General features: G+C 50.0%; 27 protein-coding genes. 23 read left to right on the plus strand and 4 right to left on the minus strand.

Annotated elements, in window-relative coordinates:
* The first annotated feature begins 41 nt into the window (after nucleotides 1-41).
* The 3 genes from I2B62_RS14010 to I2B62_RS14020 all read left to right on the plus strand — a co-directional run bounded on the left by I2B62_RS14010 (nucleotide 42) and on the right by I2B62_RS14020 (nucleotide 1,985).
* Nucleotides 42-599: a flavodoxin family protein gene (locus I2B62_RS14010; protein ID WP_195269693.1), complete on the plus strand. Its 558-nt coding sequence runs from the start codon at nucleotides 42-44 to the stop codon at nucleotides 597-599.
* Nucleotides 600-610: 11 nt separating this feature from the next.
* Nucleotides 611-934, plus strand: a complete 324-nt coding sequence (gene trxA, locus I2B62_RS14015; RefSeq protein WP_195269694.1) for a thioredoxin — start codon at nucleotides 611-613, stop codon at nucleotides 932-934.
* A gap of 160 nt (nucleotides 935-1,094) precedes the next feature.
* Nucleotides 1,095-1,985, plus strand: coding sequence for a DUF5655 domain-containing protein (locus I2B62_RS14020; protein WP_195269695.1), 891 nt, complete (start codon nucleotides 1,095-1,097; stop codon nucleotides 1,983-1,985).
* A 76-nt stretch (nucleotides 1,986-2,061) separates the two neighbouring features.
* Here the strand turns inward: I2B62_RS14020 and nagA are convergent, their stop codons facing one another.
* Entirely contained in the window at nucleotides 2,062-3,180 is a 1,119-nt protein-coding gene (nagA, locus tag I2B62_RS14025) for an N-acetylglucosamine-6-phosphate deacetylase (protein WP_195269696.1), read from the minus strand.
* Between the two features lie 580 nt (nucleotides 3,181-3,760).
* On the opposite strand from nagA, the gene I2B62_RS14030 reads away from it, so the two are divergent.
* The 5 genes from I2B62_RS14030 to rlmD all read left to right on the plus strand — a co-directional run bounded on the left by I2B62_RS14030 (nucleotide 3,761) and on the right by rlmD (nucleotide 8,775).
* On the plus strand, nucleotides 3,761-4,771 hold the full coding sequence (locus tag I2B62_RS14030) for an ABC transporter substrate-binding protein (RefSeq protein WP_195269697.1): 1,011 nt from the start codon (nucleotides 3,761-3,763) through the stop codon (nucleotides 4,769-4,771).
* A gap of 101 nt (nucleotides 4,772-4,872) precedes the next feature.
* Nucleotides 4,873-5,769 (plus strand): ABC transporter permease, encoded by an 897-nt coding sequence (locus I2B62_RS14035; RefSeq protein WP_195269698.1) that lies wholly within the window; start codon nucleotides 4,873-4,875, stop codon nucleotides 5,767-5,769.
* Nucleotides 5,756-6,553, plus strand: a complete 798-nt coding sequence (locus I2B62_RS14040; protein WP_195269699.1) for an ATP-binding cassette domain-containing protein — start codon at nucleotides 5,756-5,758, stop codon at nucleotides 6,551-6,553. The genes I2B62_RS14035 and I2B62_RS14040 overlap by 14 nt, the downstream gene beginning before the upstream one ends.
* Before the next feature lie 97 nt (nucleotides 6,554-6,650).
* Nucleotides 6,651-7,247 carry an N-acetyltransferase gene (locus tag I2B62_RS14045; protein WP_195269700.1) on the plus strand — a complete coding sequence of 199 codons (597 nt, stop codon included), beginning with the start codon at nucleotides 6,651-6,653 and terminating at the stop codon, nucleotides 7,245-7,247.
* 154 nt (nucleotides 7,248-7,401) lie between these two features.
* Nucleotides 7,402-8,775, plus strand: coding sequence for a 23S rRNA (uracil(1939)-C(5))-methyltransferase RlmD (gene rlmD / locus I2B62_RS14050; RefSeq protein WP_195269701.1), 1,374 nt, complete (start codon nucleotides 7,402-7,404; stop codon nucleotides 8,773-8,775).
* A gap of 561 nt (nucleotides 8,776-9,336) precedes the next feature.
* Here the strand turns inward: rlmD and I2B62_RS14055 are convergent.
* Complete coding sequence (locus I2B62_RS14055; RefSeq protein WP_195269702.1) at nucleotides 9,337-10,278, minus strand: sugar-binding domain-containing protein; 942 nt, start codon at nucleotides 10,276-10,278, stop codon at nucleotides 9,337-9,339.
* 257 nt (nucleotides 10,279-10,535) lie between these two features.
* Here I2B62_RS14055 and I2B62_RS14060 point away from each other — a divergent pair, with 257 nt between their 5' ends.
* From I2B62_RS14060 to I2B62_RS14115, 12 genes are all read left to right on the plus strand, one after another.
* Entirely contained in the window at nucleotides 10,536-12,077 is a 1,542-nt protein-coding gene (locus tag I2B62_RS14060; protein WP_195269703.1) for an FGGY-family carbohydrate kinase, read from the plus strand.
* Between the two features lie 27 nt (nucleotides 12,078-12,104).
* Entirely contained in the window at nucleotides 12,105-12,752 is a 648-nt protein-coding gene (locus I2B62_RS14065; RefSeq protein ID WP_195269704.1) for a ribulose-phosphate 3-epimerase, read from the plus strand.
* 15 nt (nucleotides 12,753-12,767) lie between these two features.
* Nucleotides 12,768-13,607, plus strand: a complete 840-nt coding sequence (locus I2B62_RS14070) for a class II fructose-bisphosphate aldolase (RefSeq protein WP_195269705.1) — start codon at nucleotides 12,768-12,770, stop codon at nucleotides 13,605-13,607.
* A 21-nt stretch (nucleotides 13,608-13,628) separates the two neighbouring features.
* Entirely contained in the window at nucleotides 13,629-14,150 is a 522-nt protein-coding gene (locus I2B62_RS14075; protein WP_195269706.1) for a YjbQ family protein, read from the plus strand.
* 2 nt (nucleotides 14,151-14,152) lie between these two features.
* On the plus strand, nucleotides 14,153-14,851 hold the full coding sequence (locus I2B62_RS14080; protein ID WP_195269707.1) for a triose-phosphate isomerase: 699 nt from the start codon (nucleotides 14,153-14,155) through the stop codon (nucleotides 14,849-14,851).
* Between the two features lie 163 nt (nucleotides 14,852-15,014).
* Nucleotides 15,015-15,500, plus strand: coding sequence for a GNAT family N-acetyltransferase (locus I2B62_RS14085; RefSeq protein ID WP_195269708.1), 486 nt, complete (start codon nucleotides 15,015-15,017; stop codon nucleotides 15,498-15,500).
* Between the two features lie 163 nt (nucleotides 15,501-15,663).
* On the plus strand, nucleotides 15,664-17,019 hold the full coding sequence (locus I2B62_RS14090) for a sensor histidine kinase (RefSeq protein ID WP_195269709.1): 1,356 nt from the start codon (nucleotides 15,664-15,666) through the stop codon (nucleotides 17,017-17,019).
* A complete protein-coding gene (locus I2B62_RS14095) occupies nucleotides 17,010-17,525 on the plus strand; it encodes a hypothetical protein (protein ID WP_195269710.1) in 516 nt (171 codons plus the stop codon). The genes I2B62_RS14090 and I2B62_RS14095 overlap by 10 nt, the downstream gene beginning before the upstream one ends.
* A 125-nt stretch (nucleotides 17,526-17,650) precedes the next feature.
* Nucleotides 17,651-18,502 (plus strand): AraC family transcriptional regulator, encoded by an 852-nt coding sequence (locus I2B62_RS14100; RefSeq protein ID WP_195269711.1) that lies wholly within the window; start codon nucleotides 17,651-17,653, stop codon nucleotides 18,500-18,502.
* A gap of 15 nt (nucleotides 18,503-18,517) precedes the next feature.
* Complete coding sequence (locus I2B62_RS14105; RefSeq protein ID WP_195269712.1) at nucleotides 18,518-18,973, plus strand: hypothetical protein; 456 nt, start codon at nucleotides 18,518-18,520, stop codon at nucleotides 18,971-18,973.
* 18 nt (nucleotides 18,974-18,991) lie between these two features.
* Nucleotides 18,992-19,495 (plus strand): YbhB/YbcL family Raf kinase inhibitor-like protein, encoded by a 504-nt coding sequence (locus I2B62_RS14110; protein WP_195269713.1) that lies wholly within the window; start codon nucleotides 18,992-18,994, stop codon nucleotides 19,493-19,495.
* A 176-nt stretch (nucleotides 19,496-19,671) separates the two neighbouring features.
* Nucleotides 19,672-21,507, plus strand: coding sequence for a penicillin-binding transpeptidase domain-containing protein (locus tag I2B62_RS14115; RefSeq protein ID WP_195269714.1), 1,836 nt, complete (start codon nucleotides 19,672-19,674; stop codon nucleotides 21,505-21,507).
* A 71-nt stretch (nucleotides 21,508-21,578) separates the two neighbouring features.
* On the opposite strand, the gene brnQ is transcribed toward I2B62_RS14115, so the two are convergent.
* On the minus strand, nucleotides 21,579-22,907 hold the full coding sequence (gene brnQ / locus I2B62_RS14120) for a branched-chain amino acid transport system II carrier protein (protein WP_195269715.1): 1,329 nt from the start codon (nucleotides 22,905-22,907) through the stop codon (nucleotides 21,579-21,581).
* 94 nt (nucleotides 22,908-23,001) lie between these two features.
* Here brnQ and I2B62_RS14125 point away from each other — a divergent pair, with 94 nt between their 5' ends.
* Nucleotides 23,002-23,811, plus strand: a complete 810-nt coding sequence (locus I2B62_RS14125; RefSeq protein ID WP_195269716.1) for a phosphorylase — start codon at nucleotides 23,002-23,004, stop codon at nucleotides 23,809-23,811.
* A gap of 16 nt (nucleotides 23,812-23,827) precedes the next feature.
* Nucleotides 23,828-24,301, plus strand: a complete 474-nt coding sequence (locus tag I2B62_RS14130; RefSeq protein WP_195269717.1) for an LURP-one-related family protein — start codon at nucleotides 23,828-23,830, stop codon at nucleotides 24,299-24,301.
* On the opposite strand, the gene I2B62_RS14135 is transcribed toward I2B62_RS14130, so the two are convergent.
* Complete coding sequence (locus I2B62_RS14135) at nucleotides 24,302-24,652, minus strand: MerR family transcriptional regulator (RefSeq protein WP_195269718.1); 351 nt, start codon at nucleotides 24,650-24,652, stop codon at nucleotides 24,302-24,304.
* An 86-nt stretch (nucleotides 24,653-24,738) separates the two neighbouring features.
* On the opposite strand from I2B62_RS14135, the gene I2B62_RS14140 reads away from it, so the two are divergent.
* Nucleotides 24,739-25,122, plus strand: a complete 384-nt coding sequence (locus tag I2B62_RS14140; protein ID WP_195269719.1) for a carboxymuconolactone decarboxylase family protein — start codon at nucleotides 24,739-24,741, stop codon at nucleotides 25,120-25,122.
* Nucleotides 25,123-25,142: the final 20 nt, after the last annotated feature.

A 25,142-nucleotide genomic window follows, 5' to 3' on the forward strand; every position in this document is an offset into this window, starting at 1 on the left:
AGGGTTTAGGATAAAGTTACCAACAGGACGAGGAGAGAAGGATGAAAATTACCGCAATTATGGGGAGCCATCGGAACAATGGCCATACCAATAAAATACTCAATTATTTTCTGGAGCAGATCCGGGAGAATAACGAGCTGCGCCTGATCAATGTCAACAAGGTGCACGTTGAGCACTGCAAGGGCTGTGACTACTGCATTCCCCATCAGGGCGAGTGCGTGATCAGGGATGATGACATGACGTGGATTTACGAGGACTTTATGGACTGTGACCTGCTGGTCATCGCCAGCCCCGTGTATTTTACCGCGTTTCCCTCCAAGCTTAAAACCGTCATCGACCGTACCCAGATGATCTATAATCTGGAGGACCATTCCCACATTCCGAACAAGAAAATTATTTTTATCGGAGTGGGCGGCGCCCCGGCCTACGGGCACCAGTTCAAGGGCATGGAGTACACGCTGGAGTGGTATTTGAAAAATCTGAATGCCGTACCCATGGGTTTTGTGGAGATTTCCCACACCGATGAAACACCGGCACTTGAAAATAAAAAAGCTGTCGCCGAGCTGGATGCGCTGGCACAGCAGATAAAAAATTTATAGGAGGCATCAAAATGGCAAATAAAGTAAATTCAAGCGAGTTTAAAAGTGAAGTTTTAGATCATAAGGGCGTTGTCCTGGTCGACTTTTTCGCGACCTGGTGTGGACCCTGCAAGGCTTTAACCCCCATTGTGGACAAGCTGTCCGAAGAAATGGGCGGCAGGGTAAAGATCGTCAAGGTCGATATCGACGAAAACAGCGCGCTGGCCACAGAATACCGTGTGATGAGCGTCCCGACCATGAAGCTGTTCAAGGACGGCGAGGTAGTGGAAACCCTGGTGGGCTTGAGACCAGAGTCCGAGCTCAGAGATAAACTGAATTATTATTCGGCAGAATAAAGTAATGTTAAAAAACGTCATAGACTACATTAATGTGGTCTATGACGTTTTTTTATTTTTGATTAAAAATGACAGTATGCTTTTTGTTTATATGGTATAATTTTAAAAAGAGTATAAAATTCAATGTAAAATTTTTGGTAAGATAGTAAGAGGTATTTATATGTCGGATATTAAACTGTTTTGTACAGAAGGCAAAGTCGAAGAACTCATATCATCTGAAGTCATTTTAGAAAAAGAGTTACAAAATCTAATTGAGGACAATATGGAAACGTTTTTTGGCGTAAGATTTTTAAAAAGTGAATATATTATTAGCAATGGCAGGATGGATAGTATTGGAATCGATGAGAATAATTGTCCTGTTATCTTTGAATATAAACGTAGCAGCAATGAAAATGTTATCAATCAAGGGCTTTTTTATTTAGATTGGCTACTGGATCATAAAGCGGATTTTAAATTACTGGTGATGGAAAAACTGGGGCCAAAGGTTGTGGAACAAATAGATTGGTCAATACCATGCGTTATTTGTATTGCGAATGATTTCACGAAGTTCGATGCTCATGCGGTTAATCAGATGCAAAGAAATATTAAACTAGTAAGGTATAAAAAGTATGGAAAAGGATTAATACTTTTTGAACATTTAAATACCCCTAATATAAAATTGCAAAGTTATGTAGATAGCAGTATCAAAAAAAGTTATGAACAGAAAACACATGATGAGAAATTGTTAACAGTGCCACAGCAGTTGAAAAATATTTATGAAAGTATATGTGATTATATTTTATCATTAGGTGATGATGTCGTAGAAAATCATCTGAAATTATACGTCGCTTTTAAAAAGGTACAAAATATTGTTTGTGTAGAGATATATCAAAAACAAATTATTCTTTACTTAAAATTGAACCCTAAAGATGTAGAATTAGAAGAAGGATTTACACGGGATATGAGTTCAGTGGGGCATTACGGAACTGGAGATTTGCAGGTGATTATAAAAAATGAAAAGGATTTTGAACAATCAAAGAAATTGATTGAGAAAGCATATAACATTAACTGAATTTAAAATATCAGATAATAAATTTACCAATGAATTCTGAGATGATTTATTTTATGAAAATGCTGTAAGGATAAATTTATTTGTCCTTACAGCATTTTCCCTTCACAAAAACCTTCACAACATTCAGTTTTTTATCCAGTAGCACCACATTGGCGAGCTTACCGGGTTCCAGACTGCCCAGACGGTCAGACTCGCCGATGACCCGCGCCGGATTGACAGCTGCGGCCCGGACCGCGTCGGCCAGGGGAATGCCAAAGGACACAGCGTTTCGCAGGCAGTCCATAAGGTTGGTGACTGAGCCGGCCAAAGTACCGTCCGCAAGGGCTGCCCGGTTTCCGCAGACCTGAACAGCCTGGCCCCCGAGGGTATACGCGCCGTCGGCCAGCCCTGCAGCCCGCATGCTGTCGCTGACGAGCACAATGCGTTCGGCGGTGAAGAGCTTAAAAGCGGCCCGGACTATGGCCGGGGCGACGTGGACATTGTCGCAGATGAGCTCAGCCGTGACGCCGGGATGGTCAAAGGCAGCGCCGATAAGCCCCGGCTCCCGGTGATTAAAGGGCGGCATGGCGTTAAAAAGATGAGTCACGTGGGAGGCGCCCAGCTCAAAAGCGTTAAAAGCGGTTTCGTAAGAGGCTTCAGTGTGTCCGAGCGACAGGACCGTTTCATCCTTCAGAGCTGTGATGAACTCAGAAGCTCCGGCGAGCTCGGGCGCCAGCGTAACCAGCTTGATACGCCCGCCGGAAACAGCGTTCAGCCGGCGGAACATCGGAATGTCCGGTGGTATAAGATAGCGCGCGTTTTGCGCGCCTTTCTTTGTTTCGGCAAGAAAAGGCCCTTCCATATTGACGCCCAAAAGCATGGCGCCGGTCTCCTGCGTCTGATGGGCGGCGTTTTGGAAAATGCCGGAGAGCTTTTCCTCGGAAAGGGTCATGGAGGCCGGGACAAAGCCTGTCACGCCGTTACAGGCCTGATAAGCGGCCATGGTATCGAGGGTACATGCGGCGGCGTCACAGAAGTCATGGCCCATACAGCCATGGAGATGAATGTCGATAAGGCCGGGAATGGCGTAGAGACCGTTGGCGTCTATTTCCACCGGGTCAGAGGTATGGCGGCGGATATACGCGCCGTCGAGGTGGAGGTCTTTTTTTATAAAATGGCCGTCTGGGGTGTAAACCCGTGCGTTGCGAATAATCATAGGTGTTTCCGCCTTTCTGACTCTATTATAAAAGCAAGAGCGGCCAGACGCAACCTTTTGTGTTCAATGTTTATTCCTGTGCCGTTGGGGTAAAAAATTTAAGGCTTGACAAAAGACGCAGGCAAGCTTATAATACGAAACATAATAAAAAATAAACCTGTGATTAAGAGTAAGTAAACAGGCATGTCATCTGGATAGAGAGCCGCGGACGGTGGAAAAGCGGTGAGGTGCGGTCAGTTGAATGGGCTTATGAGGGCAGAGTAAAAGGCAGATTGCCGAGTATCTCTGACGGGATCTCCACCCGTTATAAAGGGAGCGTGTATGTTAGTATACGGACTTGAGTGGGCGATAGATCGTCAATTTGGGTGGTACCGCAGGTGTTAAGCACTTGTCCCTTGTGTGGGACAGGTGCTTTTTTGATGCTCTGTCCAAATGCCGCAGCGCTCTGGGCACAGGCAAGCAGCAACAAAATATGATCCATAAAAGGAGTTGATGCCATATGGCTGGCTGGTGGAAGGATACAATCAATAAAAAAAGAAACGGAAAATTCAGTATTTAAAGATAGAAAGAGGAAAACGAAATGAATAAATTATTTAAAAGAGTATTGGTTGGTGTGGTAAGTGCAGCGATGGTAGCAGGCTTTACAGCAGGGTGCAGCAGCAACGGCGGCAGCAGTGCATCAGACGACGGCAAGGTCACCGTTGGGGTCATTCAGTACGCCACACACCCGTCTCTTGATAATTGCTACGAGGGCTTTAAGCAGGGCCTGGAAGCCGGCGGCTTTAAGGAAGGCGACAACCTGACCATCGAGTTCCAGAACGCACAGGGCGATGTCGCCAATGCCGATATGGCCGCGAAAAATATGGTATCTAAGAAGTATAACCTGATCGCCGGTATCGCCACACCGGCGGCGATGTCGGCCTATGCAGCCACAAAAGGCGGGGATATTCCTGTGGTCTTTACCGCCGTATCCGACCCGGTATCGGCTAAGATCGTCCAGTCCATGGAAAAACCTGGCGACAACTGCACTGGTACAGCTGACGTGCTGCCTCTGGAGGCTCAGATTAAGATGATCCGCTCCTTCCTGCCAGATGCCAAGAAAATCGGCATCCTGTACACCACCAGTGAGCCGAATTCCGTATCGCATCTGGAAAAATTCAAACAGATTGCCCCGAACTACGGCTTTGAGGTAGAGGCTGTGGGCGTGACCAACGCTTCAGAGGTTGCCGCAGGTGCGCAGACTCTGGTATCAAAGGGCGTTAACTGCATCAATAACTTTACCGACAACAATGTTGTGGATAATCTGAGCACCGTGTTAAAAGCCGCCAATGACGCGAAAATTCCAGTGTTTGGCTCAGAGGAAGAACAGGTCAAGAACGGCTGCCTGGCTTCACAGAGCATCGACTATGTCGCCCTTGGAAAACAGACCGGCGAAATGGCTGCAAAAATCTTAAAGGGTGAAGAAAAAGCCGCAGATATGGCCGTTCAGGAAGTGACAGAAAGCTCACCGGTTTATAATAAGGAAGTCATGGAAACCCTGGGCTTAACCCTGCCGCAGGATTTAAGCACAGCGACCGCTGTTTCCAAATAAGGAAGAATCGAATTTGTTGCACAGATAAAATCAGGCAGAGGCGCCCGGGCGGCGGCCTCTGTTTTGTACGTTTCAGTTAATCAACGAAAGGACTATGTTAAATGGATATTATAGGTGGCTTGGTAATTAACGTCCTCGAGGAAGGCTTTATCTACGGGATTATGGCCGTCGGGGTGTACATTACCTATTCTGTTCTGGATTTTCCCGACCTTTCAGTCGATGGAACCTTCCCGCTGGGGATGTGTCTCACCGCCATGCTGATCACCGCCGGGGTTAATCCGTGGCTCGCGTGTGCCGCGGCCTTTATTGTGGGAGCGGCCGCGGGCTGTATTACGGGTTTTCTCCATGTGAAGCTCGGCATCACCGACCTGCTCTCCGGGATTCTTGTGATGACAGGGCTTTACAGTATCAACCTGGCCCTGACCGGCGGCAGCGCAGTGCTGCCCTTTTATAACATGCCCACCATCTTCAACACCGGGCTGGCGACCGTTCTGCCCTCGGGCTACGGTCTTGTCATCATGGTGGCGGTAATCTGTATTGTGGTCAAGCTGCTCATCGACCTGTATTTAAAAACCCAGTCTGGCATGCTGCTCCGCGCGTCCGGGGATAACCCGCAGTATGTGATCTCACAGGGCCGTGATCCCGGGAAGATGAAAATCATCGGTCTGGCCATCGGCAACGGCTGTACCGCTCTGTCCGGCTGTATTCTGGCACAGCAGACCGAATCCGCCAACGTGGCCGTGGGGACAGGGATGGTCGTTATGGCGCTGGCCTCAGTGATCATCGGAATGAACCTGTTCAAGCGGGTATCCTTTGTAAAGCCGACCCTGGCAGTGATCTTCGGGGCCATCATCTACAAGGCCTGCCTGGCCATCGCCATGCAGATCGGCCTGCCCACCAACTACCTCAAGCTGCTCATGGCTATCATCTTTACCATCGCGCTGGTAGGCGGCAAGCTTTTCCCGGAAAGGAGAAAGAAAAACCATGCAGAATCATGAACCCCTTGTCCGTATGGAACATATTTATAAAACCTTCAATCCGGATTCCGTCAATGAGGTGGTGCTGTTTCAGGACTTTAATCTGAATATTGAAAAGGGACGCTTTGTCTCCGTCATCGGGAGCAACGGCTCCGGCAAAACAACGATCTTAAACCTGCTCTGCGGCAGCCTGCCGGTGGATCAGGGAAAGATCTACGTTGGCGGTAAGGATATTACCGGGCTTAAAGAATACCAGCACTCGGCTTTTATCGGCCGTGTGTTCCAGGACCCGTCCCTTGGCACCTGCCCCAGCATGACCATCCTCGAAAACATGGCCCTGGCAGACCGGAAGGGCAAGCCCTATGGCCTGGGCATCGGCGTCAATAAAAAGCGTATCGATTTTTACAAAAGCCAGCTGGAGCTCTTAAAGCTGGGGCTGGAGGATAAAATTGATCTGCAGGTTGGCAGCCTGTCCGGCGGCCAGCGCCAGGCGCTGGCGCTGCTCATCTCCACCATGACGCCCATCGACCTGCTCATTCTGGACGAGCACACCGCCGCCCTTGACCCGAAATCCAGCGAGAACGTCATGGAGCTCACCGAAAAGCTGGTGCGCGAAAAAAATCTGACCACGCTCATGGTCACACACAACCTCAAGTTCGCCATCAACTACGGCGACCGTCTGGTCATGATGCACCGCGGCAGCGTCGTGATCGATAAATCCGACGACGTGAAGGATGCTCTGGCGGTCCGCGACCTGACAGATAAATTCAATGAAATCAGTATAGAGGATGGCAATTCGTTATAAAAGGAAAAAGATCTGTGAGAGCAGGTCTTTTTTTAGCGGTCCGATTTTCTTTAAGCGAAGCGGGGTATAATCTTTGTAAAAATACCGGGAGGAAATCATGAAAAAGGATTATAAGATCACCAAACTCAACACACTGGAGTCCGGCTTCCGGCACCAGGCTGTCCGCTTGTTCGTCGAAGGCTTTTACGATATGATCAAATCCATTTCAGCTGATAAGGAAGTGCTGTTTCAGCTTTTTGAGCCGGCGCTGCGAAATGATATGGCCTATGTCTGTCTGGACGGCGAAAAGGTGGTGGGCCTGCTGGCCTATTCCGATAATAAACGCCGTGCTTTCGATGTGGAAAGAAGCGGGGCAGCCCGGGTGTTCGGGCCTGTAAAGAGCCGTGTCATAAAGGCCCAGCTCATGTTCATTATTGGAAAGCCCGCGGTGAAAAGGGAGGACGAGGGCTATATCGACTTTCTGGCCACCGACCCGGCCAGCAGAGGACAGGGTATTGCCACAAAAATGATCCAGTATGTGGCCGAAAATACCGGCGCTGCCAGCCTGAGCCTGGACGTGATCGGCGAAAATGGAAATGCCATCCGCCTGTACCGGCATCTGGGCTTTAAGACCACCGGGATACAGGATAATCTGATACTGCGCATGGCCGGTATCCGTAAGCTGCTGATTATGAAAAAAGAATTATACGAATAAAAAGTCTGGAGGACCGCCGTTATCCTCCAGACTTTTTTATATTAACAGCGCATTATCTTTTTTGTTTATCTTAATATAGCCGCGGCGTTTCTTTTTTTTCCTAAAGATGATACAATAAATTACCAATATATTTAAACACGAGAAAGAGGAACCCATGAAAAAAGGCGATATTATCGATATTAGAATAGAAGGCATTGAATTTCCAGGGAAATCCTGGGGAATGGTGGAGGAAGAGAGCAGCGCAAAAAAGGTTGTGATCAAAAATGGCATTCCCGGGCAGCTCATTAAAACCCGAATTACCAAAAAACGCAGTAAGAAAATTGAAGGACAGCCTCTGGAAATTCTGGAGGCGTCTCCCTTGGAGATCCCGGCAGAATGCCCGGTCTTTGGCCAATGCGGCGGCTGTACCTACCAGAGCCTGCCCTACGAAAAACAGCTTGAGCTAAAGGCTGATTACGTTTTAAACCTGCTCGATAAAGCTAATATCAGCGGTTTTGAATTTGGGGGAATTATCCCCAGCCCAGAGATTTTCGAGTATCGTAATAAAATGGAGTACTCCTTCGGCGATGATGTGAAGGACGGCCCCCTGCTCCTGGGCATGCACGAGCGCGGCAGCTTTTACAACATTGTCAAAACCGACTGCTGCCGTCTGACCGATGAGGACTTTAACATTATCCAGAAAGCTGTCCTCCGTTATTTTGAAGAAAAAAATGCGACCTATTTTCACAAGCGCAGCCACGAGGGCTTCCTGCGCCATCTGGTCATCCGGAAGGGCAAGCAGACCGGAGAAATCCTCGTCAATCTGGTCACCACCTCCCAGGCAGAACTGGACGATGTAGATTTTACCGAGCTGCTCCTGAAGCTCGGGTTGTCCGGTAAAATTAAGGGGATTCTCCATACCATCAACGATAGCGTGGCCGATGTGGTCAAAAAAGACGACCTGCATATCTTGTATGGCGAGGACTGCATCCACGATAAAATCCTCGGCCTGGAATTTGAAATCTCGACCTTCTCCTTTTTCCAGACCAATACCCTGGGCGCAGAAAAGCTGTATTCCGTTGTCCGCGATTACGTCGGAGACCGCCAGGATAAAACCATTTTTGACCTGTACTGCGGCACCGGCACCATCGCCCAGGTCCTGGCTCCGGTGGCGAAAAAAGTCATCGGTATTGAGCTTATCGAGGAAGCCGTGGAAGCCGCCAGGATCAACGCCGAGGCCAACGGCCTGCACAACTGCGCCTTTATCGCCGGCGACGTTATGGAAAAAGTAACCGAGCTGCCCGACAATCCCGATATTATCATACTCGACCCGCCGAGAGACGGCATCCACCCTAAAGCGATCTTTAAAATCATTGACTTCAAGCCCGATACCTTTATCTACGTGTCCTGCAAGGCCACCTCCCTGGCGCGGGACCTGCCGTTTTTTAAAGAAGCGGGATATGCAGTGGAGAAGGTCTGTTGTGTGGATATGTTTCCGCATGGAGGGCATGTGGAGACAGTAGTGCTTTTGCAAAAAGAAATCTTGTAAAAGTTCTTAGGTTTCAGCACTTTGCACATCATATAGCGTTTGAGGTTAGAGTAGAAAAATCCACAATAAGCTGGCACTGAAAAAACATTTACAATAGAGAACGAAATCCAAGATTGATTAGTGAAGCAAAGAGAATTTGAAAGCAGTCATAAAGAATTGACACTATGATCACTATCCAATAAAGGGTATAAAAGTATAGGTATAGGACAAAAGCAGAAAGACAAGAATTCTTTCACAGGTTTGTATTTCCATACAATTTTTGAGGAAAAAAGTATTGTTGATGGATGCAGAGGAAGTTTGCCTTCAGAAAGAACCGCGGCGTATTATTCAAGGAAGCTATGATAAAAATAGCCTTCCCGAGGGCGTGTCGGCGATTTGGTCGTGGTGCCAGCCGGAAAGGACGATCACACGGCAGTTGTTAAGGTGATAGAGATTGAATACTTTTCAAAAGAAGCCGCGCCTTTCCCTATTGAGAAGACAAAGCATATTATCCGAAAATGCAGTGACGGTGATTTTAAATAATTTAAAAAGCAGGCGTTTCCCCACGAAACGCCTGCTTTTTTATATCCCCAACAGCGCCAGTGCCGTCTCCTCATCGGTAAACAGTGCATTTACCAGCTTCAGGGAGAGCACGGCATGGATAATATCCTTTTTATAAGCACCTTCAGCAATGCCGATGCTGGTCCGCGCGTTGGCGCTGGCCTTGAAGATGTTTGCCCGGATCAGTCTTCTTGTGAAATCTGTGTCGATTGGGTTTCCGTTGACGTCGAGGTATTGAAGGGCGATATCACCCATGACCTGTTTGGCTTTCAGCTCGGTGATATCGCCGGGTTTAAAAATTCCGAACTGTGGCTGGGAGGAAACTTCAAAGGTACCCATGCCCAGAAGCAGGATATCGGCGTGTTCACCCATGTACAGAAGCTTTTGTGTCTGGTCGTTGTTCATCAGGGCTTCGTATTCCTCCGGTGAGCTGCACACCGCTGGAGCGTGGATAACCTCGGCAACGCCGTTAATGATCTTGGCCAGGCGGATACTGCTCAGGTTGGGGAAAAGATCCATGGTATTGCCGAAGCTGCCGGCCAGAGGAACGACCTTTACCTTTGGGAAACACAGGGATTCGGTGGCGGAGATAAGTCTTGAGACGCTGGTACCCCAGCCGACGCCAACAACGTCCTCTGGCCGCAGCTCTGAAATAAAATAGTTGGCGGCGGCAAGAGCCAGGTCATCTCTTGTGGTATTATCGCTTTTGATGACGCCGACATGCTTGATATAATATTTATGCATGAGCGCGCTTTCCAGGGCGGCATTTTCGGTAAAGGGCGTCATGACTTCAATTTTCACGATACCGTTTTCCTCGGCGCGGGCGAGGAGTTTGGAAACCCAGGGTCTTGAAATATTCAGTTTTTTTGCGATTTCCTGCTGTGACAATTTTTCTTTATAGTACAGATTTGCGATGAGGATCATTTTATTAAACATGGAATCTGATGATTCGATTTTATTCATTTTTGTCTTCCTTTTCTCAGTGGCTTAGGGCTCTATCATAATAGAGGCACATTTGTTACTAAATCTAATTTGATTATACGTTAAACATTGTTAAAAAGTCAAGAAATATAAAGGGTTCGGTTCAAAAAGCAAAAAAATATTGACACACATATGTTATTGTTGTATGATGTTGATATCAAAAGTTACAGTTAGGAACGAATGTATCTCTTGGGGGAGAATACAATCCTGGTTGTACAAAAATTTAAGGGGGTAATACAATGAAACAGTTGGATTGCGTATTAGGGATTGATATGGGCACCGGTGGTGCGCGTGTAGGTATCTTTGATTTAAAGGGGACGCCGATCGTATTCTGTGAGGAGCCTTATCCGCTGTATACGCCGGCATCCGGGCGTGCGGAGCAGAACCCGGATGAATGGTGGTCGGCAATCTGTAAGGCGTCACGCAGGGCCGTTGAGGAAAGCGGTATTGATCCATCCTGCATTAAGGGGATGAGTGTGGACACCACCTGCTGTACGGTACTGTTGTCTGGAGAGGATATGATGCCCTTAAGACCGGCGATTATGTGGATGGATATCCGTGCTTCAGAGCAGGCGAAGCGTATGTACGAAACCGGACATGACGCGCTGAAATACAATGGATACGGCATGGTTTCAGCGGAGTGCCTGCCGGCGAAGGCCCTCTGGCTGAAGGAAAATGAGCCGGAACTGTACCACAAAGCCACACGCTTCTACGAATGTACGGACTGGCTCACCTACCGTTTGACTGGCGAGTATACGGCCAGTATTAACTGTGCTTCCAGCCGCTGGTATTACAATTCGGAGGAGGGCGGCTATCCGGTTGATTTCTACAACACGATTGGGCTGGAGGATCTGGTGGAAAAACTGCCGCCGCGTGTTTTGGCAATGGGTTCACTGGTCGGTGGTTTGACTGCGGATGCCGCTGAGGAGCTTGGCCTGGTGGTCGGTATTCCGGTGGGGGAAGGCGGCGCGGACGCTTTTGTCGGCGTCATCGGTCTCAATGCGGTTCAGCCGGGAAAGCTTACGCTCATCACAGGCTCGTCGCATCTGCACATTGCCCAGGTGAAGGAAGCCATCCACAGCAAGGGAGTCTGGGGCTCTTATCCGGACGCCATCGTCAAGGGGTTGCAGATGGTCGAAGGGGGACAGACTTCAACCGGCTCCATTGTCAACTGGCTCAAGGAGCAGCTCTGCGGCAATCTGAAGGTACAGGCGGCAGAGGAAGGGTGCAGCGTTTATGATATTCTGAACCATGAGGCGGAAGCCCTGCCCATCGGCGCGGACGGCATCATCGCGCTGGATTTCTTCCAGGGGAACCGCACGCCGCATGTCGATCCGGATGTCCGCGGTATGTTTTACGGACTGTCTCTGGGGCACACACCAGCGCATATGTACCGCGCGGTCATTGAGAGCATTTGCTACGGTACGGAAACCATCATTGATTCCTTCCGCCAGGCAGGCTTTTCACCAGACGGCATTGTGGTTTCCGGCGGTGCAGTCAAGAGCCGGTTCTGGCTTCAGACCCACGCGGATGTCTGCAATGTACCGATTATTGTTACAAAGGTAACAGAAGGCCCATGCCTTGGCTCAGCGATTCTCGGCGCGGTTGCTGGCGGCGTTTATCCGGATATCCAGACTGCGGCTGAGTCCATGACCACCGTTGATTATACGGTAGAGCCAGACCAGCAGCGCCATGACGCTTATATGTTCTATTATGAAAAATATAAGGAATTTTATGCACTGGCCAAAGACTGGATGCACTCAGTCACTACACATAAATAAGATAATTGACAGAAAAAGGAGGATACTATGGCATTAGTATCAGCTTCAATCCTGGCCTGTGACCAGACAAGGATTGGAGAACAGATCATCAAGGCTGAGGCGGCCGGCATTGACTACATACACGTCGACATCATGGACGGCGTGTATGTGGAGAACATGACCTACGGCCCTCAGCTGGTCAGGGATTTAAAAAAGATCAGCGGGCTGCCCGTATCCGTTCATTTTGAGGTCTGCCACCCGGAAACTTTTTTTTCGATCTTCGCGGACTGTGGAGCCGATATCATGACTTTTCAGCTGGATGCCTGCGCGAACCCGCTGCATCTGCTCCAGGAGATCAGGAAAAAAGGGATAAAGGCCGGTATCGGTATCGGGCCGACCTACGGCACAGAGCGGCTTGCGTATCTTTTGCCCTACATCGACTGGCTGATCATGATGAGCGCAGAGCCGGGCTATGGCGGGCAGCCGCTGAACTCGTGTATCTTTGAAAAGCTGCGGGAGGTTCAGGAAATCATGGTGAAAACAGGCAGCCGTGTCCCGATAAGCGTGGACGGCGGTGTAAATGGCAGCAACGGCCTGGGACTGGTCGAAGCCGGAGCGGATATACTGATCGCCGGCAGCTATGTATTCCAGAACGAGACAATGGCAGAGCGGGTACAAAGCCTGAAAAATTTATAACAGCAGGAGGATGCAATGTTAGTCACATCAAAAGAAATGTTTGAAAAAGCACGGGAGGGCGGATACGCCATACCAGCGCCAAATTTTATCGACCTGGAATCCCTGCGCTGGCATGTGGAGACTGCGGAAAAGCTGAATGTTCCGTTGATTCTGCCGCTGGCCGAGGCGCATATCGGGGAAAATATCAGCCTCGAGGACGCAGCGCTTGTGGGAAAAAAATATGCAGCAGCGGCAAAGGTGCCGGTTGCGCTGCATCTGGACCACGGGACGGATCCTGAGATCATTAAAAGGGCAGTGGATCTGGGCTTCACCTCGGTAATGATCGATGCGTCCATGGAATCCTTTGAGGAAAATGTCCGCAGGACAAAGGAAATTATCGACTATGCCCACGCGCGGGGCGCGGTGGTCGAGGCGGAGATCGGCCATGTGGGCGCTGGTGAGAATTATGAAAATCACGATGAGTCGGATTCGCAGTACACCGCGGTGGAGGAAGCCAGACGCTTTGTAGCGGAAACCGGCGTGGATTCCCTGGCCATCTCCATCGGGACAGCCCATGGCATGTACAAAGGTATTCCGGAAATCAATTTTGACCGCTTGAAGGAGATCGCCGCGGCCATTGACACGCCGCTGGTGCTCCACGGAGGTTCCTCCTCAGGAGATGAAAACCTCAATAAATGCGCGGTGAACGGTATTTCCAAAATTAATATTTTCTCAGATCTGCTGGCCGCGGCCATGAAAGCACTGGAAGATGCACCGCCGAAAACCTATCTTGATGTGAAGGCATTGTCAAAGAAAGGCATGCAGGACTGCCTGGAGCACTATTATTCGGTTTTTGAGACGAAACCAATTGACTGACAGACTAATCAGGAGGAAAAAATGACTGTATATAAAGAACAAATCAGTGTAGAATCCCACGGAAATACCCCAACCTATATCAATATCACACCGCAGGTCCGAGAAGCCATTGCCAACAGCGGCATTAAGAACGGCACCTGCACGGTGATCTCGCCCCATACCACCTGCGCGGTTTTTTTTGAAGAATTTGTGCACGATTATACCGAGGATGGGGATGAGTATCTTCAGGCCGATCTCAACGATGTTCTGGAAAAAATCATTCCAGACCAGGTAAGCTGGGACCAGTACCGCTATCCCGGTGAAAAGCATTTTGAAGAGGTTGAAAAATGGCCGAACATCGAGTCCTACCTGCCAGGCGGCGACCGGACCGCCATCTGGAACTGCGACGCTCACATTAAAGCCACTCTGATCGGCTCCAGCGAGGTGTTTGACGTGGATGACGGAGCGCTGGGCGTTGGAAAAACAGGCTATATCTATTTTGCGGATTTTGACCGCGCCCGCCCGCGGATGCGCCAGTGCAAAATTGTGGTGATGGGGGAATAAAAATGAAAAGAAAAATACGCGCCCCTTTTTTAATCGTTAATCCCAAGGCCTACATTTACGGCGAGGAATCGGTGGAGCTGGCAAAGGTCTGTGATCAGCTTTCAAGGGAATACGACCTGGATATTCTCTTTACCGTCCAGCATGTGGATATTCAGAAGGTTGCCGACGCTACCGAGCATATCGTCGTGACCGCCCAGCACATGGATGGCATTGTGCCAGGCCGGGGAATGGGCCATATTTTACCCGAAGGCCTTAAGGCTGCCGGTGCTCAGGCCGTTGTTTTAAACCACGCGGAGCACCCTGTAACGACCGCGCAGCTCGACAAAATCATAAAGCGCGCCGATGAGCTCGGGATCGTCACCATCGTGTGCGCCGATTCCCCGGAGGAATCAAGGGCCGTGGCACAGCTGAAACCCGATATGATGATCTGTGAGCCGGCCAGCCTGATCGGAACAGGCAGCACGAGCAGCGGGGATTATATCAAGGCGACAAATGACGCGGTGAAATCCATTGACGACACGATTCTGATCGTTCAGGCGGCCGGGGTCAGCACCGGTGACGATGTTTACCGCGTTGTCATGGAAGGCGCCCATGGAAGCGGCGGCACCAGCGGTATTTTAAATGCCCCGAGCCGTAAAGGCAAGATTGTCGAAATGCTGGACGCTCTGAAAAAAGCACAGAATGAACTGAACAGAAAATAACCAGGTTTTCTTACCGCTGGCACAGATGTGTCCGGCGGTTTTTTTGTGCTCTGCGCGGTGTCAAAACAAAGAAGTTGCGGGCCGGTCAGGATAATGTTAATATTAGGAAAAAGACAGCGTGGCAGAGTATTCAAATTTACGAAAAAAGGAGGCCCACGGTTTAATGAAAGAGAAAGCACCATCGCTCCAACTCAGAGCGCTTACGGATCGCGATGTTCCCTTATTTACCAGATGGCTGGACGCGGAGCATGTAAAGCCCTGGTTCACCGACCCGCAGTCATGGATTGACGAGGTGAATGACCGCGACGGAGCGTATGACTGGATCCATCACTATATCATCCATAGAGGCGGCACGCCCGTTGGCTTCTGTCAGTACTACCCCTATTGGAAAAGCGGGGAAGACTGGCACGGGAATCTTCCCCTAGAGGGCACCTACAGCATTGATTACCTCATTGGAGCGGTGGAAAACCTGCAAAAGGGCTATGCTGGCGCGACCGTGGGGCTGCTGGGCAGGCTGATCGCTGAGGAAAAGGACGCCGAAAGGATAATCGTCCAGCCCGATACCGATAACAGCGCTTCCCAAAATACACTGCTGTCCGCAGGATACCGCTATGACAGGGAGAATGAGTTGTTTTTCCTGGAGCTTTAGTGTCATATTAGAATAAAGAGAGCACATTTACATAATTTTGGAGGTTCTTGTCGAAAAATGCATTAAAAACAGAAATGCTGATACAAAAGAAGAAAAAAATGTATTATAATGGAAACAGATGAGAGGATGATAGAAATCAGATTTTGGAAAAGAGAGAAAATGCATGCTCATTGATATTATAAGTACGACGCTCCGGGTTATCGCCTGTTGTATTGTATTCGCCTACTGCCTGTTCACGCCCTTCAAAAGCCGGTTCCGATACAATAACTTCATCACAGCGCTTCTGGCAGTGCTGCTGACAATCTTTACGATCGTGGTCGTTGTTCTGTTTTTAACGTCCGGTAAATTTTTTGCAGCGTACAGCAGCTTTGGAATTGCCCTGTGGATTGTCTCGGCGGTGGTCATTTTTCACATTGCCATTAAGGGCAGCTTCTTTGAGATTCTGTTCCTTGTTTTGATGGTTTTAAACCTGTACGTCAATATTGTCGCCATCGCGAAGGTGATCGCCAATTCGGTGAGTCTGGACCTTTCGTATTCAGTATCGTACGCTTTTATCGTGATCGGCGTGCTGATTGTCTATATCCCTCTGCTCTGGGTTTTACTGGTCCGCCTGTACAGGCAGGTGGTCGAGTTTGAGGGTGATTTCAGCTTCTGGAAATATATCTGGGTGATTCCCGCGCTGACCTATATGATCTTTTTTGTAAAAATCGTGGGCGATTACTGGAAGGCACATGCGCTGACCGATGGGGCAGATATTATGTTTACGGTTCTCTGGTCTGTTACCACCTATGCTTTCTTTCTGGTGACCCTTCTGATGCTGATTCAAACCTACCGGGGGATAACCGCTGCCCAGCAGACAAAGCTTGTTTCATCGCAGCTGCGCATGCAGGAGGACCAGTACCACCGAATGATCGAAAATGTGGAAAATAACGCCAGGCTCCGGCACGACTGGCGGCATCACTTGCTGTCCATTGACAGCTTTCTGGACAATAAGGATATGGCGGGCCTGCAGAGCTATATGAGGGCGCTGGCTCCGGAATACGCGGCGGAGTCAGATATTGCCTTTTGCCAGAACCCGGTAGTCAACGCCATTCTGCTGCATTATTATACCGTGGCCAGAGATAAGGGGATTGATATGACGGCGGCGGCAAATGTGCCGGAGGGATTAAACATTCCGGATACGGATCTGTGCATTGTTTTTGGGAATCTGGTGGAAAACGCGGTGGAAGCCTGCGCGGCCCGGGAGAAAGAACCCAGAACCGTTCAGATTAAGGCGGATGTGAAAGGGCGGCAGTTGGTTTTGGTGATCCAAAACACCTACCAGCGGGCCGTGATTTTCAGGGATAAGCAGTATTATTCCACAAAGCACGATGGTGAGGGGATCGGTATCGCCTCGGTAAAAAGAATTGTGGAAAAAAACAAGGGAATGATGGAAATCCGCTATGATGAAAATAACTTTACGGTGCAGGTCATGCTGCAAGCCATTCCTGAAAATAACGAGGTGCACAAATGCAGATAGGCATTACCATTCCGCTTCAAAAATTCTTAAAAGCGCCCCGGCCGCCTTACGGCGCGGCAGAGGATCTTTTTTACTGCTGGGAGGCGCATGTCATCCTTTTTCAGGGAAAGGAAACACTGATCGCTGTGAACGCAGGGAACCGCTTCGCGGTAATTCTTTGGGGCATGACCGCTGCGGACTGGGGCTGTTATCCTGAGCTGCTGAAGGAGGGGATTTCCCTTGGGCTCAGCGGTGAAGGCTGTACGAAAGAGCAGGTACGGGCTTATTTTGAAAGGGCAGGCGAAGTTTTTATCACCAAAACGCATGGCCGCCGACCGGTGGCAGGGCTCAACCGCGCGGTGGAGCGCTTGTTCAGCCTGACCGCCGATGTGGATAAAACGCAGAAATATCAGATTCTGCACAGCCGTTTTATCAATGAGGAGCTGTGCAGCGCGGCGGGCTTTGCGGATAAGGGCTGCCCGCAGGATTTTTTAACAGCAGACCTGAGACGGGCTGGCATAATATGACGGAAATAATTTAAAGGGCGGGCTTCCGCTCTTTTTTAATAAAAGCTTTAGCTTGCTTTTTACGGCGCAAAAAGAGAGGAAGGCTTTAAGGAAGTGTGCTATGATACAAAAGAAAGGAAGAAAGCATGGACTGGACAGAACGTTTAAACAAGATCATTGAGTATATTGAAAGCAGCCTGCAGCTGGGCCATGAGACGCCTGACCGGCAAAAGATCGAGCAGCTGGCCTGCTGTTCCTTTTCGCTGTTTCAGCGGATATTCAGCTATATGAACAATATTACCCTGGCGGAATACATCCGAAACCGCAAACTTACGCTGGCAGGGTATGATTTTAAAAGCACAGACATCAGGGTCCTGGACGCCAGTGTGAAATACGGCTATGATTCGCCCACGGCTTTTACCAGGGCCTTTCAGACGTTCCACGGTATGACGCCCACAGAGGCCAAAAGAGAAACCGCTGTTTTAAAGGTCTATCCCCGGATGAATTTTACCGAGGATAACGAAATTAAGTGGCGGGTCGAGCATAAAGAGGCGTTCCGGCTTCTTGGGGTTAAGCGTTCGATCAGCTGTGTGAACGGCGAAAATTTCAGGGCGATCCCGGCCTTCTGGAACGAGGTTATGCAGAACGGCAAGCTGGCGCAGATTATTTCTTATACAGAAGCCCAGAAGCCCTCAGGCACCTTTGGCGTGTTTGGAAATTACCAGGATGGGCGAATGGACTACTACATCGCCGGGATTACCGGCCGGCCGGAGGGAAGAGGTCTGGAGGCCATTGAAATTCCATCGGCGGCCTGGGCTGTTTTTGAATGCATCGGCCCCATGCCGGGCGCAATCCAGAAGGGCTGGAAATTTCTGAATGAGGAGTGGGTTATTAAATATCCCTTTGACCATGCGGACTGCCCGGAAATGGAATGGTATTCGGCGGGCAACAGCTTTGCTGAGGATTATAAAAGTGAAATATGGATACCGATTTTATAGAGACAGGAGGAAACAATGGAGCATTTAGTTTATTGTGACGACAAGGAAAAAGTATTGGAAAAAATCATGGACGGCACAAAGACCATGGTTGTCCGGGGCGCGGCCGGCAGAAAGATTCCCCACAGCCGGGTTTTTGAGGGTGAGAAGCTTTACTTTATGGAAAAGGGCACCAAAACCATCTCGGCCAAGGCGGTGGTGAAGCATGTTCAGAATTTTGTGAAGCTGTCAGAGGAAGCCATCGGCGAAACCCTTGAGGCCAACCAGGACAAGCTTAATCTCTCCGAAAAACAGAAAAAGCGCTGGCATAAAAAGTGCCTTTGCCTGGTTGAGTTTGAGAAGGTGGAGGCCATCGCGCCCATGCCCTTTGACCATCAGGGCAACATGGACGACTGGCTGATTCTTGAGAAGATTGAGGATGTGGTGGTGGGAACCAGCATACCCTACAACTATGAAAAATCAAAATTCAAGTAAAAATTCAGGAGGTAAAAAATGATTGTAACAAGCACTGGAATAGTCAATGGTGTGATCGAGGATAAATACGGAAAGCATGGCAGCCAGTTCAACGAAAACGGTATGCCGACCTACTCCCTGCCGCTGAAAATCGAGGGTGCGCCGGAAAATACCAAATCCTTTGCGCTGGTTCTGGAGGATAAGGACGCCTTTCCTGTCACCGGCGGTTTCTCATGGATTCACTGGACAGCGGCCAATATCACGCGCACAGAGCTTCTGGAGAATGAGAGCCAGACCGCCACGGATTTTGTCCAGGGTGCAAACAGCTGTATGAGTATTCAGGGAGGAAAACAGAGCCGGGTGCTGTCGTCCTTCTATGGTGGTATGGCCCCACCGGACGCGCCGCATATCTACGAGATTCACGTGTATGCTTTGGATACCCTGCTGAAACTGGAAAACGGCTTTTACTACAACGAACTTTACCGCCAGATGGACGGACATGTGCTGGACCAGGTCACCCTTAAGGGTGAATACCGGAACTGAGCGGTTTGAAAACAGCGGCCTGAAAAATTCCTGGAGGAATGAGCTGCATGAAATGATAATCCGGCGGGATTAAGATGCTTCAACGTGAGGCATCTTTTTTTATGCGTCCGTTTAAAATTTCTTTACGCAGAAGCAGAATCAGCATATAATGAGCTTAAGAAAGTCGAGGTGAGACGATGAAAGCGGACAGTAAAAAAATTAAGATAGCGGTCGGCATAGCGGTATTGGTCGTTGTCATCGCGGCGCTGGCCCTGGCGGCTTACAATTCGGTCAACACGCCGGAACGCGCCCTTGAACGTTACTTTAAGGCTGTGGCCGAGCAGGATTACGACAAAATGTACCTGCTCATCAGCGATGATAGCAAAAAGACCATCAGCCGGGAGGATTTTATCACACGGAACAAAAATATCTACGAAGGTATTGAAGCCAGGGATTTGAAGCTGGAGGTTATGAGTGTGGAGAAGCTGGACGCAAAACAGCAGCAGGCCTATTATAACCTGAGAATGGAAACGGTTGCTGGCGTGCTTGCCAATCCCGGCAACGTGAGGCTTCGGAAGGACCGCTTTTTTGGAGAATACCGGCTTGTCTGGAACGCCGCGGTTATTTTGCCGGGCCTCAGCGAGACGGCCAAAGTCCGTGTAAGCACAACCGCGGCTGATCGGGGGAGTATTCTGGACAAGGACGGAAACATGCTGGCAGGACCGGGGACAGCGCCTTCGGTGGGCTTTGTTCCCGGAAAAATAAACGCCGATACCCGAGCGGCCGATCTGGCAGCAGTGGCCGGGCTTTTGGGGATCAGTACCGGAGATATCGAGGACGCGCTGTCAGCCTCCTGGGTGACGGACGGGATCTATGTCCCGGTCAAAACGCTGCCGCAGATCGACGCCGGGATGGAAGCCGCGCTTCTGCAGATACCGGGCGTTATGATCGGAGAGACCGCGGTGCGCAGCTATCCCTATGGCGAAAAGGCAGCGCATCTAACAGGTTATATCGGCGCTATTACGGCCGAAGAGCTGGAAGCGCTGAGGGATGAAGGGGATTACCGGGAGACGAGCATTGTAGGCAAAAGCGGGCTGGAAAAGGTTTTTGACCGCCAGCTGAGAGGAAAAGATGGAGGCACCATCACTGTCAGCGATACGAGCAGTGACGGCATCAAAACAAGCCGGGTTCTATGCGAAAGCGCTCCGGTGAAGGGCTCCGACGTGCAGACGACCATCAACACCGGGCTCCAGACTGCCCTTTACGACCAGCTCGCCGGGGATAAAGGCACCGCGGCAGCCATTAATCCGAAAACCGGTGCGGTGCTGGCGCTGGTCAGCACACCGGCCTATAATCCCAATGCTTTTATTCTGGGCATGAGCGACACAGCGTGGGAGAGCCTGAGCAGCAGCCCGGACCGGCCTCTCGTTAACCGTTTTGAGAAAGCCTGGGCGCCGGGCGAGCTGATCCAGCCCGTAACCCTTGAGGCAGGGGTGCAGACCGGAGAGGAATATACCCAACAGCTCAAAAATCTTGGCTTCGGGGAGACGCTGCCCTTTGATTTTAGGATGGAGGTCTCCAAAATTTCAGAGAGCGGCACGGTTGACGGAGATCTGCCGGCTGCGGGGAGCGGTACGGCAGGCATGGCCGCCACTCCGCTGCATCTGGCGCTGATCTATTCTGCCCTTGTGAATGACGGCAGCATGGTTCAGCCTTACATCAAATACGATGCCAGCCCAATGGCGCAGTACTGGAAAAAGGATGTGCTCCCACAGGAAAAGGCCGCGGCTATCCGGGAAACCCTTGTGCAGGAGGCAAAGAGTCCAAAGGGAAGAACAATGGCGGAAAAAACAGGCACAGCGCTACAGAAAAACGCAGATAATTCTGGAGAAAATCAGGATACGGCGCTGTGTGCCATGTTTTATGTGGATCAGACCGCTGAAAGCCCTCTGCTGGTAGTTGCGGCGGCCGAGGACGCCGGAAACAGGGGAGGCGCCAGGTATCTGGAAGAGAAAATACGCGTTGTTTTTTAAAAAAGATCCCCTCTGCCCAATGGGCAGAGGGGATTGTTTCTATTGTGGAAAAATGCGTCAGTCTTATGGGGTCAGCCGCTGGTTTGAGCCGCTTTCTTTTTAAAGACAATGGACAGCAGAATGCCCAAACAGATGCCAATGGCGGCAGGAATGAGCCAGCCCAGACCAATGCTGTAAAGTGGAATTTTTGATGTCAGCCCGGTAATCCACGGAATAACCAGGTTTTTCTGATCCAGCGCGTAGATCACGCTGATCACGCCAGTGAACAAAATGGCCGTAGGATAGACCCGGGAAAAGCCGCTGATCCATTTTTGCAGGAAAGCCAGAAGAATCAGCACAATGGCCACCGGATAAAGGCAGTTGAGCACCGGAATGGAAACTTCCAAAATCTTGTTCAGCCCGGCGTTGGAAATTACCATACTGATAAAGGCAAAGAAGACGGCCCATTGTTTATAAGAAAATCTCGGGACAATACCGCTGAAGTACTCGCTGTAGCAGCTGATCAGCCCAACGCAGGTGTTCAGACAGGCAATGAGGAAGATCAGTGCCAGAATGATGATCCCGGCCTGTCCGAAAAGATGCATGACAATCTGCGTCAGCGTCTGAGCACCGTTGGCGGTAGCACCAAAGCTGCCGCCGGACAAAGCGCCGACATGGGTCAGGGCGGCATAAACCACCAGCAGAAGGCCGCCGGCAATCCAGCCGGCCTTGATGGTTTCGCGCACAACCAGCCTGTCCTCACCGATACCGAAAGCCCGGATGTTCAGAGCGATGATGATGCCAAAGTTAAGCGCCGCAATGGTATCCATGGTCTGATAGCCGTCCAGAAATCCCTGAACAAAGGCGTTGGAGGCGTAGCTGCCCGTGGCAGCGCCATAGCGGCCGGGCGGAAAAACCACGCAGGCGGCAAAAATAATAAAGATCAGGGCCAGCAGGCAGGGCGTCAGCTTTTTGCCGAGCCGGTCAGTGAGCTTATCCGGCTTGAGGGCCAGCAGCAGCGCCGCGGCAAAAAAGACAAGGGAGTAAACCAGCAGGACCGCACCGCCGCCGCTGTTTTCGGGCAAAAACGGCAGCACTGCCATTTCAAAGGAGGTGCTGGCCGTACGCGGAATGGCAAGGCAGGGGCCGATGGACAGATAAATTAAAAAGGTGAAAACTGCCGCGAAAGCAGGGTGTACCCGTCCGGCCAGAGCTCCCAGCCCGCCGGATTTTGCCACGGCCGCAACCCCCAGAATCGGCAGTCCGATGGCACTGAGGGCAAAGCCCGCAAAGGCGAGCCAGGTCAGGCTTCCGGCCTGTTCACCCAGAAAAGGCGGAAAAATCAGATTGCCCGCGCCAAAAAACATCGAGAAAAGCGTGATCCCGATGAGAAAAGTATTTTTTCGTGATAATTTCTCCATAACATCTCCTGTAAATACAATCAATAGGTGCATTATAGCATAAAATTAAAGGAAATAGTTGTATCATGGCAAGTATACATTGAAGGAGAGCGTTATGGAATTTAAAGATTTGATATTTGGATTGGAGCGCTTTGGCTCGTCGCCTGCTGAAGCCTGTAAAGGTATCCTGGGTGTAAATCCCGATGAGATTGAAGAAAAGGTTATTCTGGCACCTTGGTGGGAGCCGGAAATTTTTGATGACTTTGATGAAGTTCAACTGGTGAATGCTTCGGAGTCGCAGGCAGTCAAGGTGTGGACGGTTCAACGATCAGGTATGCGTGCAACCTTTATTAAAACCGGTATAGGCGCTCCCGTTTTAATGGATGCTGTGCTGGCTTTGGGAATCAGCCCATGCCGTCAAGTGGTTTTTGTTGGTTCTGCCGGAGCTTTAGACGAATCAATCAGTATCGGCGATATTGTTATTCCAGAGTATTCGCTTTGTGGTGACGGCGCGAGCCGTTATCTGGCAGGAAGGACATTACAGGAAGATATTTTTCTGGATAAAGCCATCCCGACTCCGCGGCTGACTCAGAAGCTGAAAAATTCGGCTGAAAGAATATGTGCAGCAGAGCGAGTGAACCTTTACTGCGGACAAATTTACAGTGTAGATACAATTTTTGCACAGTTTGCTTATATCGACGAAATTATCGGGCTTGGCTGTAATATGATTGAGATGGAGACGGCAGCGGCGTTTCAGGCAGCAGCGGTGGCACAGGTTGAAATTACTGCGATGCTCAGCGTTTCGGATAATATTGTACAGAAAAAGTCTTTAATAAGCGGTCGGGGTGAAGACGAGATCGCTCGAAGGAAATGTATCCGAAGGCGCGTGTTTCCTAAAATAATTTGGGATACTTTTACAGATTGATAAAGAAAGGAAAAACATGAAATTATTATTCAAGCAACGGCTGTTCTCATGGTTTGACAGCTATGATATTTATGACGAGGCAGGCGAAACGGTTTTTACGGTTAAGGGCCGCCTGTCATGGGGACACTGCCTTGAGATTTACGACCGCTTCGGCGAGCATGTGGGAACTGTCAAAGAAGAAGTGCTTACGCTGCTGCCGCGGTTTGCGTTGTACCAGGATGGACGTGAAATTGGAGAAATTCAGAAAAAATTCACCTTCTTCAGGCCAGCTTTCACCCTTAACTGCAACGACTGGCGTGTGGAGGGCGATCTCTTTGAGTGGGAATACGAGGTGCTTGACAGCCGGGGACGTATGGTCATGCAGGCGTCTAAGCAGCTGTTTAATTTTACCGATACCTATGTGCTCGACATCGCAGATCCGCAGGATATGCTGCTGTCTTTAATGATCGTGCTGGCCATTGACGCGGCCAAATGCTCGCAGAGAGACTGATCATTTTAACATCTCCTCGTAAAGCCCGATCTTGGCATCGAGGTTTTCGAGATATTCATCCCATCGACGACGCTGCGCCTCGACGTATTCACGGTGTTTTCTCAGAATTTCCAGGCGATGGGCGGCAGTATGACCGCCCTCGTAGCGCAGGTCGGCGTAAACTTTAATATCCTTTAGCAGCATACCGGTATCCTTCAGGCGTTTGATGAAGCGCACCCATTCAATATCTTTTTTTGTGTAAAAACGGCGGCCCTGTCCATCCCGCGGAACCCGGATAAGGCCCTTTTTTTCGTAGAAACGCAGGGTATGCTCGCCGATACCTGTCTTTTTGGTCAGTTCACCGATGGTCATTTTTAAGACTCCTTATCTTCTGCTTGACTTTGACTATAGTCTAAGGACTACACTTTTATTATAAAAGAAACAGGAGGTAAGATCAAATGAATGACAAACGGTTTGAAAAAGGATTGGAAATGCTGCGGCGAATTGACGGCGGTGCGGGTGAGGCTGTGGTAGAGTCGCTGAAGGATATCGCGCCGGATCTGGGGCGTTATATTGTGGAGTTTGCCTTTGGGGATATTTACCCCAGGGCGGGGCTTTCACTGGAGGAGCGGGAGATCATCACCATTGCCAGCCTGCTGACTGCGGGCGGCTGTGAACCCCAGCTTAAGGTTCACATTAACGGTGCCTTAAACGTGGGGCTTTCCCCGGAAAAAATCATCGAGGTTTTTATCCAGTGCATTCCCTACGTGGGTTTTCCGAGGGTGTTAAACGCGGTGGCAGCAGCGCGGCAGGTTTTTGATGCGCGTGGGATGAGGGCCTGAGAAAAGCCTGCGCTTGACAG

Origin of the sequence: Eubacterium sp. 1001713B170207_170306_E7 (genome assembly GCF_015547515.1) — a bacterium.
GTDB lineage: Bacteria > Bacillota > Clostridia > Eubacteriales > Eubacteriaceae > Eubacterium.